This window comes from Xanthomonas cissicola, from assembly GCF_008801575.1.
In the GTDB taxonomy this organism is placed as follows: Bacteria; Pseudomonadota; Gammaproteobacteria; order Xanthomonadales; family Xanthomonadaceae; genus Xanthomonas; species Xanthomonas cissicola.
Map to the genome: position 1 here is coordinate 1 of NZ_VZPL01000029.1, position 12,881 is coordinate 12,881.

At 64.3% G+C, this 12,881-nt stretch carries 12 protein-coding genes, 1 other RNA gene and 1 pseudogene; 6 read left to right on the top strand and 8 right to left on the bottom strand.

Annotated features, from left to right (window positions below; genetic code table 11):
- Together F7R02_RS13485 and F7R02_RS26370 are read right to left on the bottom strand one after the other, a co-directional pair.
- Nucleotides 1–319 (bottom strand): annotated as a pseudogene (locus F7R02_RS13485) (transposase); the annotation flags it as partial.
- A gap of 409 nt (nt 320–728) precedes the next feature.
- Entirely contained in the window at nt 729–872 is a 144-nt protein-coding gene (locus F7R02_RS26370) for a hypothetical protein (protein ID WP_164496994.1), read from the bottom strand.
- Between the two features lie 384 nt (nt 873–1,256).
- Here F7R02_RS26370 and F7R02_RS13490 point away from each other — a divergent pair, with 384 nt between their 5' ends.
- Complete coding sequence (locus F7R02_RS13490; RefSeq protein ID WP_078589053.1) at nt 1,257–1,874, top strand: NAD(P)H-dependent oxidoreductase; 618 nt, start codon at nt 1,257–1,259, stop codon at nt 1,872–1,874.
- A gap of 36 nt (nt 1,875–1,910) precedes the next feature.
- Here the strand turns inward: F7R02_RS13490 and F7R02_RS13495 are convergent, their stop codons facing one another.
- Nucleotides 1,911–2,639, bottom strand: a complete 729-nt coding sequence (locus tag F7R02_RS13495; RefSeq protein WP_078589055.1) for a hypothetical protein — start codon at nt 2,637–2,639, stop codon at nt 1,911–1,913.
- Between the two features lie 577 nt (nt 2,640–3,216).
- Here F7R02_RS13495 and F7R02_RS13505 point away from each other — a divergent pair.
- A complete protein-coding gene (locus tag F7R02_RS13505; RefSeq protein WP_078536486.1) occupies nt 3,217–4,290 on the top strand; it encodes an ATP-grasp fold amidoligase family protein in 1,074 nt (357 codons plus the stop codon).
- A gap of 165 nt (nt 4,291–4,455) precedes the next feature.
- Here the strand turns inward: F7R02_RS13505 and F7R02_RS13510 are convergent, their stop codons facing one another.
- Nucleotides 4,456–5,367, bottom strand: coding sequence for a LysR family transcriptional regulator (locus F7R02_RS13510; protein ID WP_078589056.1), 912 nt, complete (start codon nt 5,365–5,367; stop codon nt 4,456–4,458).
- Nucleotides 5,368–5,492: 125 nt separating this feature from the next.
- On the opposite strand from F7R02_RS13510, the gene F7R02_RS13515 reads away from it, so the two are divergent.
- Together F7R02_RS13515 and F7R02_RS13520 are read left to right on the top strand one after the other, a co-directional pair.
- The gene (locus F7R02_RS13515; RefSeq protein WP_033484701.1) at nt 5,493–6,230 is read left to right on the top strand and encodes an SDR family oxidoreductase; all 738 of its coding nucleotides are present in this window, start codon (nt 5,493–5,495) and stop codon (nt 6,228–6,230) included.
- A 58-nt stretch (nt 6,231–6,288) separates the two neighbouring features.
- Nucleotides 6,289–7,188, top strand: coding sequence for an SDR family NAD(P)-dependent oxidoreductase (locus F7R02_RS13520; protein WP_078589058.1), 900 nt, complete (start codon nt 6,289–6,291; stop codon nt 7,186–7,188).
- Nucleotides 7,189–7,229: 41 nt separating this feature from the next.
- Here the strand turns inward: F7R02_RS13520 and F7R02_RS13525 are convergent.
- The 4 genes from F7R02_RS13525 to trhA form a co-directional block, all read right to left on the bottom strand.
- Nucleotides 7,230–7,306, bottom strand: a non-coding RNA gene (locus F7R02_RS13525) — sX9 sRNA.
- 60 nt (nt 7,307–7,366) lie between these two features.
- On the bottom strand, nt 7,367–7,666 hold the full coding sequence (locus tag F7R02_RS13530) for a type II toxin-antitoxin system RelE/ParE family toxin (protein ID WP_033479617.1): 300 nt from the start codon (nt 7,664–7,666) through the stop codon (nt 7,367–7,369).
- Complete coding sequence (locus F7R02_RS13535) at nt 7,654–7,911, bottom strand: type II toxin-antitoxin system Phd/YefM family antitoxin (RefSeq protein WP_005912560.1); 258 nt, start codon at nt 7,909–7,911, stop codon at nt 7,654–7,656. The genes F7R02_RS13530 and F7R02_RS13535 overlap by 13 nt, the downstream gene beginning before the upstream one ends.
- A gap of 66 nt (nt 7,912–7,977) precedes the next feature.
- On the bottom strand, nt 7,978–8,640 hold the full coding sequence (gene trhA / locus F7R02_RS13540; RefSeq protein ID WP_005912558.1) for a PAQR family membrane homeostasis protein TrhA: 663 nt from the start codon (nt 8,638–8,640) through the stop codon (nt 7,978–7,980).
- A gap of 178 nt (nt 8,641–8,818) precedes the next feature.
- Here trhA and F7R02_RS13545 point away from each other — a divergent pair, with 178 nt between their 5' ends.
- Nucleotides 8,819–11,314 (top strand): DEAD/DEAH box helicase, encoded by a 2,496-nt coding sequence (locus F7R02_RS13545; RefSeq protein WP_167521029.1) that lies wholly within the window; start codon nt 8,819–8,821, stop codon nt 11,312–11,314.
- On the top strand, nt 11,311–12,774 hold the full coding sequence (locus tag F7R02_RS13550; RefSeq protein WP_078589060.1) for a ribonuclease H-like domain-containing protein: 1,464 nt from the start codon (nt 11,311–11,313) through the stop codon (nt 12,772–12,774). Before F7R02_RS13545 ends, F7R02_RS13550 begins: the two co-directional genes overlap by 4 nt.
- Nucleotides 12,775–12,881 lie beyond the last annotated feature (107 nt).

Consider the following 12,881-nt stretch of genomic DNA (forward strand, 5'->3'; position numbering starts at 1 on the left):
TCGCTAGCACCACGCCCGATCCACTCGCGCACCAGCGCACGACGCGCCGGTGCGCTCACCACTTTTTTCGCAACGCATCCTTGATCAGGTCGTTCTCGAACAACTGCTCGGCCAGCAACTTCTTTAGCCGCGCGTTCTCGGCCTCAAGGTCCTTGAGCCGCTTGGCGTCGGGCACGCTCATGCCGCCGAATTTGCTGCGCCACAGATAGTACGAGGCCTCACTGAAGCCATGCCGCCGGCATAAGTCCTTGATCGCTATGCCCGCTTCGGCTTCGCGCAGGAAGCCGATGATCTGTTCTTCGGAAAAACGCTTCTTCACGTCCAATCTCCTTGGGGTAGGGAATTGGACTCCAAACTGAGGTGCTACTCAAAATTGGGGGGACGTCGGAGCAGCGAGAGATTAATTTCAGGTAAATAATATTATTCAGAAATACAGGCTCTGAGTTACCGTTAGCTATCGACATAAAACAATCCTTGGTTTAATGCTTCCTTAGCTATCTCAAGCGGCCATGGCAATAAGCGCCAAACAGTAATCTAGCTAACCTTGTCTGCTTGTCATCCGTCTAAAAATTCACTCCAATTGCACATTCTATTTATGCAAAATTTTTCTCAGTGAAATACCTGAAATTTTCATCAGTGATGTCATCACTGTAATTGAATGTGCCAAATCGTGCGGTGAAACGCTCCTCGTCGCTGTAGCGCCTCTACCGATTTACTGCAGCGCTCGCTTATTTCTTTTTGCCCTTCTTATCCGGCGCTTGACTCAAAGCGGACGCGGCCGCTGTTTTTGAATCCTTTCCGGTGCTGCCGCTACGCAAGACCTTGCTTGCGGCCTTGGCCGCTTTCGGGCCGGTTTTCTCGTTGGTTGCCATGTGCTTGACCTTCTAGTCACCCAAGTGGTGGCGTGGCGAAATTAGGCCGATTATCTCGCTCACACAAGTCTGGTTGCAGCGCGCGATAAGGCAGATACTACTAGACCGATGGTGCTTTCTGGGCCAGTTATCTGGCGATATGCGCCGTACTGTGTGCCTGCTTTTTAGAGTCCCCGCATATCAACACTATGCCAAGCGATTACTGCAGCGGCGCACGAGAAGCGCCCCCGTGCGTTACCCCAAGTGAGCATGCATCACTTGCCTTGCTCGCTACCTGGCCCCACCACACTTCGCGCTGCCAGTGTTCTTGCAACACGCCGGTAGCTGCTGCCGCATTGATGCGGATGCACGAGAAGCCGCGCTTATTTTTGGAGTGATACCTACATGCATGCACTGATTGTTGTCGCACACCCCGAGCCGCGCTCGCTGACCCACGCCATTGCCGCGCAGGTGAGCGCGGGGCTGCAGGAGGCCGGCGGCGGCCACACGTTTGAACTGGCCGACTTGGCGCAGGAAGGCTTCGACCCGCGCTTCAACCAAGCCGACATCGCACTCTTTCAGCAGCGCGCTGCACCTGCGCCGGATGTGGCGGCCGAACACGCGCGGCTTGACCGCGCCGATGCGCTTGTGCTGGTGTTTCCGATTTACTGGTGGTCGTTTCCGGCGCTGCTGAAAGGCTGGATCGACCGGGTGTTTACGCTGGGCTGGGCGTTCGATGAAAGTGCCGATGGCAAGATCGTGAAGAAGCTGCAGCATCTTGATGTGCACCTGCTGGCCATTGGCGGTGCGGACGAGCGCACCTACGCGCGGCACGGCTACTTCGGTGCGATGAAGACGCAGATCAACCACGGCATCTTCGATTTTTGCGGTGCGCCGGTGCGCACCTCAGAGTTGCTGACGGTGCCGGATGCGGGCTTTCCGCAATCGCACTTGGACGCAGCGCGCGCGATTGGTGCGCGGTTGTTTGCCGCAAGAGCATCTGCTGATAGCGCACCCAGCTGACTCCAGGCTACAGCTGCTGTCGCCCACCATCACACATCACTCAAACGGCCGTGGAGACGGGCGCGGGGAGTTGGCAAAGGTCTGATACAGCACTGCAGCGCGCTCGTCTGCGGCGATGCTTTCAATTGTGCTCAAGCCTCGTTCTGCCATCGCTGCCGATGCCTTGCGATCGCCGAGCAAATAGGCGAGCCGCAGATACGCTGCGCTCTCGACCAGGTTCTTTTGCGGGGTGTCGCCGTTGTAGGTCTCGGACAGCCCGTAGTAGGCGTAGATACTTCCGGTGGCTGCGGCCTTCCGCAAGATCGCCACGCCGCTCTGGAAGCTGCCGCTGAGTGCGGTCTTGCTGCCGTAGAACACTATGGCGGCCGGATTGCCCGCCTGCGATTCGGCCTGCAACTGGGCCAGATCCAGCTTGCTCAAGCGTGCGTGCTCGGCCGGCGATGGGTAGCCGTGGGCAATCAGCCAGTGCGCTTCTGCCTGCGAGCTGGCCAGCAGCGGGCCGCCAGCGATGCAGGCATAGGCGCCGGGCTGGCGGAGATACGGCGTGGTGTCGGCATGGGTCGGCGCTGCGCGTGTAACCGATGGCTGCGGCGTGTTATTCGAGGCGGCGCTGTCGTTGGCGGTGCGTGCGTGGACTGTCGGCGCGGCGACTGACGTTGCATGTGCAGGCGTTTGCGTTGGCGTTGGCGTTGGCGTTGGCGCATTTGTGCAGCTAATGACTGCCATTGCAGTGAGTGCGGTCAGTGCGATGCTGGCGAATTTCATGAGGCTGTCCTGTTGGCGTGCGGGATATGCCGGGTTGCACATCGCCGCATCTGCGTTGCTCCTTGGAGCCTGCACCTTGCGTGGCGGCGATGACGCGGTCAAGACAGCTGCGCGAGATGCAGCCGGGTGTGTAAGCCAGGCTGTCGACCGCGCACCGCGCAAGCAATGCACGCCGATCTGTACAACAGCGTCTACTAGCTTCGACGTCGACTAACGCAGGCGCATCAGCACGCGACAACGTGCTGCTTTAAATGCTGGCGCGCACTGACATCCTCGGGTATTGGCGAGCACTCACCATACGACTCAGTCCGGTTTTTCCCATGTGTTTACGTCCATAGGCACTCAACCGGCGCGGACGCTCGCGTTGGCTCCTGCAACGCGTCAAAGCAGACGCAACAAAACACGAAATTCGGCTGTTTTAGGCCAAAAGCAACGCGATGTTTGCGTAATCAGGTCGCTTGAGACGTTTCGCAACCCTCGTCTCATTTTTTCCGTATACCGTGACTGACATCACGCAAAATGTGATGGATATCTCACTTTATAGCGGAAGAAAGATCTGGATATGGCCGAGAACAGGATGGGGCTGCAGACGCAGCCGATGGGTGCGCATGGGGCCGCAGGGCAACCATGGGCCGCGTTGCTGCCAGCGTTGGCCGTGGGCACTGCCCGCCCGGCCGCATTACCGCGCACCGCGGCAGATGCGGCCACCCTCAAGCGCCTGCTGCGCAAGGGCGCGCGCAGCCTGGTGCGTACGCTGCCTTGGCGGCATCAGGACCGGCTGTACTTCCTGCATACGTTTGGACGCCTGCCGGATCTGTACGCGCCGAAATGCTTCAACGAGAAGATCCTCTACCGCAAGTGTGTGCACGGTGATTACCTGCAATACCAGCGGTTGGCCGACAAGTTTGCGGTGCGGCCGTATGTGGCGGCCAAGATCGGCCAGGCGCATCTGATCCCGCTATTACTGGACACCACCGATCCGCAAGATTTGCTGCGCTTGCCGCAATGGCAGCAGACGGTGATCAAGGCCAACCACGGCGCGGCCATGGTGGAAGTGGTGCGCGAAGAGCCGGATGCGCAGCAGAAACGCCGCATCATCGCGCGTTGCGGCCAATGGATGCGCACGGATTTTTCCGACATGGTGCGCGAGATCCATTACCGCGATATTCCGCCACGCATTCTGGTGGAAAAATACATCGGCGATGCGCAGCAAGTGCCGGTGGACTACAAGTTCCATATGTTTCGGCAGGCCGATGGCACCTTCAAGTACGTGCTGCAGGTGATTTACGGCCGCTTCGACACGCCGAAATTGTCGATGACGTTTTTCGTCGGCAACTTGCACGATGCCTTTCACCGCATCCGCGACGACGGTCGCGCGCCGCCATGTGCGCCGGAACTTCTTGAGCAGGCGCTGGAACTGAGCAAGGTGCTGGCCAGCGACTTCGACTATGTGCGAGTGGATTGGTATATCCAGCACGGGCAGGTGTATTTCGGCGAACTCACCTTTACCCCGGGCGCCGGGTTGGTAACCGGATTGGACCGTGGGCTGGACCGGATGATGGGCGATATGTGGGTGCAGCGGCGCGCGCCTGGGGAACCGTGTCTGCCGATGCAAGGGTTTGGTGTGGGTGTGCGCGTGCCACAGCGGTGAGGCGTCAACGCAGGTGCAGTGCCCATGCGATGCCTGCAGTGCTCCGGCACGCGGTGCACGGCGGCCGATGATGGCTGACAGCGATGCGCGGATGGTGCAGGTTGCCGCCGCGCGCCGTGTTGCGGATGCCACCGACCACCTGCAATACAAAGCCCGCCGGTGCGATTAGCCGATTGGCTGCGCCACGCCGGCCTGTTTGGCAAATTCGCCAGCGGCCCAGTCCAGAAACACGCGCACGCGTGGCGACGGCTGGCGGGCGCGGGAATACAGCAGCGACACCGGATTGGACGGCGGCGGGGTATCGCGCAGGATTTCCACCAGCGTGCCTTGCTGCAGGTCGTGCGCCACATGGAAGCGCGGCACCTGCGCGATGCCCAGGCCAAGCCGGATGCCGGCCAGATAGCTTTCGGTCCCGGTGACGCTGAGCGGGCTGGGCAATGCGAAGGTACGCAGCCCCTGGGCGGTCTGGAACTCCAGCGGCGTGACCACGCCGGTGGTGATCGAACGCAAGCCAACCATGCGGTGTTGGTCCAGCGCTTCCAGCTGTGTAGGCATGCCGAAACGTTGCAGGTATTGCGGCGTGGCGCAGGTGAGGCGTTCGAGCATGGCCACGCGGCGTGCGACCAGTTCGCTGTCGCGCAGCGGGCCATAGCGCAGCACGCAGTCGATGCCTTCTTCCACCAGATCCACCCAGCGGTCGCTCTCGCTCATCACCAGCTGGATCTGCGGGTAGTGCGCAAAGAATGCCGGCAACCCGGGCAGCAGGAAGTGCCGCGCCAGCGTGCCCTGCACGTCCACCCGCAACAGCCCCTTGGGCGCCACGCCGCGGAAGCCGCCTTCGGCATCGTCCACGTCGTCCAGGATGCGCATGCAGCGTTGATGGAAGAGCTCGCCATCGAGCGTGGGCCGCACCACGCGCGTGGTGCGCTGTAGCAGGCGCACACCCAGGCGCGCTTCCATCTCGGCAATGACCTTGGTGGCGGTGGAGCGCGGAATTTCCATGTCGTTGGCCGCTGCGGTGAAGCTGCGCCGCTCCACGATCCGCACGAACAACCGCATGGCGTCGAACCGATCCATGGCACTCCCTGCCCACTGTTCGGGCGCTGGAAACAATGCTGTGCAGTTTAGTGTGATGATCGTCGTGTCATTGCATTGGATAGTTTCCGCAACGCCGCAGCCCGCGGCATGACGGAAGAACTTGCATGACTCAGCAGCATAAAGTTGCATTGGTGACCGGCGCCTCGCGCGGTATTGGCGCTGCCATCGCGCAGCGATTGGCCGGCGATGGCTTTGCCGTGGTGCTCAATTACGCCGGCCATGCGGATGAGGCCGATCGACTGGTGCGCAGCATCGAAGCGGACGGTGGCCGCGCGATCAGCGTGCAGGCCGATGTCAGCGACCCGGCCGCCGTCGCGCGCCTGTTTGCCGCGGCCGAGACTGCGTTCGGCGGCGTGGATGTGCTGGTCAACAACGCCGGCATCATGCAGCTGGCCACGCTGGCCGACAGCGACGATGCCTTGTTCGACAAACACATCGCGATCAATCTGAAAGGCACCTTCAACACGCTGCGCCAGGCCGCACGACGGCTGCGCGACGGGGGCCGCATCGTCAACCTGTCCACCAGCGTGGTCGGCCTGAAGCTGGAAACCTACGGGGTGTATGCGGCCACCAAGGCGGCGGTGGAAACGCTGACAGCGATCCTGTCCAAGGAATTGCGCGGGCGTGCCATCACCGTCAACGCGGTGGCGCCTGGCCCGACCGGCACGGCGCTGTTCCTGGACGGCAAGTCGCCGGAGTTGATCGAACGCTTGTCCAAGGCCAACCCGCTGGAACGTCTTGGCTGCCCGGACGACATCGCGGCGGCGGTGGCATTCCTGGTCGGCCCGGATGGCGGCTGGATCAATGGCCAGGTCCTGCGCGCCAACGGCGGCATGGTCTGACCCGCTGCGGCGCGCGGCAGTGCGCACGCTGCTGGTTTCCCCCTCGAGGAGCAATGACATGAGCAAACGCATTCTGGTGACTGGCGCGTCCAGCGGCTTTGGCCGATTGGCCGCGCAAGCGCTGGCCGCCGCCGGCCACACCGTCTACGCCTCCATGCGCGATACCGCCGGCCGCAATGCCGGCGTGGCGCAGGAGATGGCCGACCTGGCGGGCAAGCAGCAGCTGGCCTTGCACGCGCTAGAGCTAGACGTGCAATCGCAGGCCTCGGCCGACGCGGCGGTGGCATCCATCGTGGCGCAGGCCGGTGGGCTGGACGTGGTGGTGCACAACGCCGGGCACATGGTGTTCGGCCCGGCCGAAGCGTTCACCGCCGGACAGCTGGCACAGGTCTACGACATCAACGTGCTGGGTACGCAGAGGGTCAACCGCGCGGCATTGCCGCAATTGCGGGCACAGCAGCAGGGCCTGTTGGTGTGGGTGTCCAGCAGCAGCTCGGCAGGCGGCACCCCCCCGTATCTGGGCCCTTACTTCGCGGCCAAGGCGGCGATGGATGCCTTGGCGGTGCAGTACGCACGCGAGTTGGCGCGCTGGGGCATCGAGACCTCGATCATCGTGCCCGGCGCCTTCACCAAGGGCACCAACCACTTCGCCCATGCCGGGACGCCGGACGATGCCGCGCGCGCCGCTGCGTACGAGGCCGGCCCGTATGCAGGCTTTGGCGAACAGGTGCAGCAGGCGTTTGCGCGCCTGGTGCCCGAAGACGCCGACGTGGCCGAGGTGGCGCAAGCGATCGTGCAGGTGGTGAACGCACCGTTCGGCAAGCGGCCGTTCCGGGTGCATATCGACCCGGCGGGCGATGGCGCCGACGTGGGCTTCGCGGTCCTCGATCGCCTGCGTGCAGAGATGCTGCACCGTGTGGGATTGGACGACCTGTTGGCACCGCGCGTGGTGGAATGATGGGATGCGGCAGGGCTTGGAGCGCCTGCCGGCCATAGAGCGGCGCACAGACCGTGGCGAGCCGTCGTCCGCTGGATGTGGACGGCGCACTCACAACCGCAGTGTCGGCGTGGTGCATGCCGCACCGAGCACCGGCCGCGCCTGCCTGGCGGCTGTGCCGCGGTCTTGTTGGCCGCTCTTAGCGTGAAAGACGGTTCCCGCGAAGCGCGCGCTCCGACCGCATGACGTGCACCACCACGATGCGCTGCCCATCCACGCGGTAGAACACGCGGCAAGGTGGTTCGACAATCTGGCGATAGCGCGAGCGCTTGAGTTCCTGTGGCCGGCTTCCGCTGTCCGGGTGTTCGATCAATTGCTCAACGTGCGCAAACACCCGTTTCACCAGCGCCGCTGCAGCGGGTGCGTTATCGATTGCGATGTAGTCGGCAATTGCGTCCAGATCAGCCAATGCCGGCACCGACCAGATTATTTCAGCCATCGCGCCATGCGTTGCTGTGCCTGTTCATGGCTCAGCGTACGGCCTTCCGCGACTGCCATTTCTCCACGGGCGATTCCTTCGAGGAGCGCAATGCGCTGCTGCATGCGCTCATAGCTGGCAACATCCACCAGATAGGCACTGGGTAAACCGTGCTGTGTGATCAGGATTGGCTCCTTGTCGCGCTCTGCAGCTGCAAGGAGTTCGGTCGCCTGACGCTTGAGCGTGGTGACAAGTTCGGTGCGCATGCAGTGACATTAAAGTATCACTTCGGGCGAGGCAAGCGGCCGGCCCGAGGACGCCACACTGCGTGGTCACCCCTCGCCCAACGGCCGCAGGCACAGCCAGATGGCGCACCAGTGCGACAATGCGCCGCCCAGCACATGGGCGTGCCAGATGGCGCGGTTGTAGACCATGGATTTGCGCACGTAGAACGCCACGCCCACGGTGTAGAAGGCGCCGCCGGCAACGATGAGCCACAGCACCGCGCTGTCCAGCCCGGCGATCATCTGGTTGATCACCACGATGCCGGCCCAGCCCAGCAGCAGATAGATCGCCACCCAGAAGCCCTTGGCGATGCCGGGCAGGCACAGCTTGGCGAATACGCCGAACAAGGCCACGCACCAGACGCTGAGGATCATCACCCAGCGCCAGCTGCCGTCCAGTGCCACCAGGAAAAACGGCGTGTAGGAACCGGCAATCATGACGAAGATGCCGGCGTGATCGAACTTGCGCAGCATCGGTTGGCGCTGCGGCGGGGCGAAGTTGTAGGCCGCCGAACAGGCGAACATCACCAGCAGCCCCAGCGCATAGATGCAGGTGGCCAGCAGCATGGTCTGGTTGGCGTGCGCGCGCACCACCATCCAGGCGCCGCCGACGATGGCCAGCAACAGGCCGGCGGCATGTACCGCGATATCGGCGCGGCGGGCAGAGACGGACTTGTAATGCGGAGCAGTGACGTTGGCAGGCACGGGCACGGCGTTTCTTCGGTGTGGGGGATCCCCCAGCGTGCAAGGCAGCCGTGACTGCTGTGGGGGCGACAGGATACCCGGCTTGCTGAATCCGCTCAGTGAGGCAGGCTGGGCGCGGGCGCGCCGGTCTCATACCCTGAGACATGCTTTTCGTTTGATCTCCCTCTTTGGGAGCCCTTGCCGTATGCCGCCGTTTGCCCTCGCTCCCCGCACCGAAACCGCCGAACGCGCGCTGGCCACCACCTACGGCCGGCCCAGCCGCGATGGCGCCTTGCTCACCGAGCGCCTGGAACGGCGTTACCACGACCGCATCACCGGCAGCTTCACCATTCCCGGGCGCACAGGCCGCTATGCGCCGATCCCCGGCGATGTGCCCGGCGCGCTGGCCGATGCGCTGCAGGCGCGCGGCATCAGCCAGCTCTACAGCCACCAGGCCGATGCCTGGGCGGCGACCCAGCGCGGCGAGCATGTGGCAATCGTGACGCCCACCGCCTCGGGTAAATCGCTGTGCTACACGCTGCCGGTGGTGAGCGCGGCGATGACCAGCGGCGCCAAGGCCTTGTACCTGTTCCCGACCAAGGCGCTGGCGCAGGACCAGGTGGCCGAGCTGCTGGAGTTGAACCGCGCCGGCGAGCTGGGCGTGAAAGCCTTCACCTTCGATGGCGACACGCCCGGCGATGCGCGCCAGGCGATTCGGCTGCATGGCGACATCGTGGTGAGCAACCCGGACATGCTGCACCAGGCGATCCTGCCGCACCACACCAAGTGGGCGCAGTTCTTCGAAAACCTGCGCTACGTGGTGATCGACGAGATCCACACCTACCGCGGCGTATTCGGCAGCCATGTCACCAACGTGCTGCGCCGGCTCAAGCGCATCTGCGCGTTCTATGGCGCCACCCCGCAATTCATCCTGTGCTCGGCCACCATCGGCAACCCGCATGCGCACGCGCAGGCCTTGATCGAAGAGCAGGTGCATGCCATCACCGAATCCGGCGCGCCCACCGGCGACAAGCATGTGCTGTTGTGGAACCCGCCGGTGGTCAATGCGGATCTGGGCCTGCGTGCCTCGGCGCGTTCGCAGAGCAACCGCATCGCGCGCATTGCCATCAAGAGCGGCCTGAAGACGCTGGTGTTCGCGCAGACGCGCCTGATGGTGGAAGTGCTGACCAAGTATCTGAAGGACATCTTCGACCACGACCCGCGCAAGCCGGCACGCATTCGCGCCTACCGCGGCGGCTATCTGCCCACCGAGCGTCGCGAGGTAGAGCGTGCGATGCGTGCGGGCAATATCGACGGCATCATTTCCACCTCCGCGCTGGAGCTGGGCGTGGATATCGGCGCACTGGACGTGGTGATCCTCAACGGCTACCCCGGCAGCGTGGCCGCCACCTGGCAGCGCTTCGGCCGCGCAGGGCGCCGCCAGCAACCGGCGCTCGGCGTGCTGGTGGCCAGCTCGCAACCGCTGGACCAATACGTGGTGCGGCACCCGGATTTCTTCGCCGATGCCTCGCCCGAACATGCGCGTACCGCGCCGGATCAGCCGCTGATCCTGTTCGATCACATCCGTTGCGCGGCCTTCGAGCTGCCGTTCATCGCCGACGAGCCATTCGGCCCGATCGACCCGCTGGTGTTCCTGGAAGCGCTGGCCGAAAGCGAGGTGATCCACCAGGAAGGCGACCGCTGGGAATGGATCGCCGACAGCTACCCGGCCAATGCGGTGAGCCTGCGCTCGGTGGCCGACGGCAATTTCGTGGTGGTGGACAAGAGCGACGGCAAGCAGCAGATCATCGCCGAGGTGGATTATTCGGCCGCTGCGCTCACCTTGTACGAAGGCGCCATCCACATGGTGCAGAGCACGCCGTACCAAGTGGAGCGGCTAGACTGGGAAGGCCGCAAGGCGTACGTGACGCGCACGCATGTGGACTACTACACCGATAGCATCGACTACACCAAGTTGAAGGTGCTGGACCGCTTCGACGGCGGCGTGGCCGGCCGTGGCGACTCGCACCACGGCGAAGTGCATGTGGTGCGGCGCGTGTCCGGCTACAAGAAGATCCGCTACTACACGCACGAAAACATCGGCTACGGGCCGGTGAATCTGCCCGACCAGGAATTGCACACCACCGCGGTATGGTGGCAGTTGCCGCAGGCGACCCTGGGCAAGGCCTTTGCGTCCAAGCAGGATGCGCTGGATGGCTTCCTCGGTGCTGCCTACGCGCTGCACGTGGTCGCCACGGTGGCGGTGATGGCCGATGCGCGCGATCTGCAAAAGGCCGTAGGCAATGGCGATGGCGCGTGGTTTGCGGTAGCCGACCAGACCGGGCGCGGGCAGCTGCGCGGCGTGGAAGAAGGCGATGCGGCCACGGTGGAATTGCAGCAGGCGTTCGTGCCCACGGTGTATCTGTACGACAACTTCCCTGGCGGGGTGGGCTTGAGCGAGCCGCTGTGGCTGCGCCAGGCCGAGCTGCTGCAGCGCGCCGACGAGCTGGTGCGGCGTTGCGATTGCAGCGCCGGTTGCCCGGCGTGCGTGGGCCCGGTGCTGGCCGCGCACGAGACCGCCAAGGACGAATCGCCCAAATCGCTGGCGCTGACGGTGCTGGCGTTGTTGTTCGATGCCGATGCGCCGTTGCGGCATGCCGCGCAGGTGGACGACGACCTGGCGCTGGACGTGCTTGCATGAGTGTGAGTGCGGACCGGCTGCGCTTGCTGCGGCGTCAGGCCGGGCAGGCGGATGTGCCTGCGCCTGTGAAGGCTGACGATGGCGATGCGCTGCACGATGCGGCGGCGGTGGATGCGAAGGCCGTGGATGCTGCGCCTGTCGGTGAGGTTGCGCCGCCGGCTGCCGGCGCGGACACGCAGGGCAGGTCGCCTGCGCCTGGTCATGCCCCAGGCGTCAGCGCCGAACGTCTGCGCCTGCTGCGCCGTCAGGTTGGCGGGCTGACGCCTGCCGCGCGCAAGGCCGATGCGGTCATGCCGACACGCGCACAGCGGGCAGCGGTCCCCAGCGCCGCGTTACCTACTGCGCGCCCGCCGCTGCGAGATAACGCGGCTGCACGTCATGGCGCCGTGGCCGGTCGCCCGAACGAGGCACGCGCCGCATCAACACGCACGCCCCGCGCCTTGCAGTCGTCCATACCTGCACCGCCTGCGCGCGACGCATCGGTATTTGCGTGGGTGGAGCACGATGTGCGCCACAAGCCGGCGCTGCCGTCGACTGTAGATGTAGATGTAGATGCAATCATCGCTGTGGATGCGGATGGCGCAAGCCATTGGCCGACAGTGCGCGGCACAACGACGGCATCGCCCGCATCGATGTCGCCGGCACATGCGGTACAACGCCGCACCGACATCGCCGGCTTGCGCAAGATGATCGGCCTGCGCGAGCGCGCGGTCTCGGCGCACGCACCGGTCCGCGAGCCATCCACCGACCGATCTCTGCCCGGCAACGAGATCGCGCCCGGCCTGCATCTGATCCAAGCGTTCCTGCCGCAGGCGATTCCCACCGAGGCGCTCTCGCTGGCTTTCGCCAAACGCGACGATGCCGTCGACCCGATGGACCTGCTGTTCTTCGATACCGAAACCACCGGCCTGGCCGGCGGTACCGGCACCCGCGCCTTCATGATCGGCGTGGCCGACTGGGTCGTCGATGCCGTGCAAGGCAGCGGCCTGCGCGTGCGTCAACTGATGATGTCCACGATGGCAGCCGAAAGCGCGATGCTGGATCTGTTCCGCACCTGGCTGACACCGCGCACCGTGCTGTCCAGTTACAACGGTCGCTGCTACGACGCCCCGCTGCTGAAGACGCGCTACCGCCTGGCACGTCGCGGCGATCCGCTTTCTGCACTGGACCATGTGGACCTGCTGTTCCCCACCCGCCGGCGCTATCGCGGCACCTGGGAGAACTGCAAGCTCGCCACCATCGAACGGCAACTGCTGCGCGTGGTACGCGAAGACGACCTGCCCGGCTCCGAGGCCCCGGCCGCCTGGTTGAGTTACCTGCGTGGCGGCAGCGCGCGCAACCTGCGCCGCGTGGCCGAGCACAACCACCAGGATGTGGTGACGCTGTCGCTACTGATGCAACGGTTGGTGGCGGTGGACGCGCAGGAGCGCAACGCACTGACGTTGGCATGCAGGCCTTGATCGGGTCTAGCGATTGAGGTGAGTCGGTGGTGCGGGGCAGAACGTCGGCTTGACTGACCCCACTACAGGGCGCTTGGCGCACGTTGCGTGCAATCCACAACCACCCG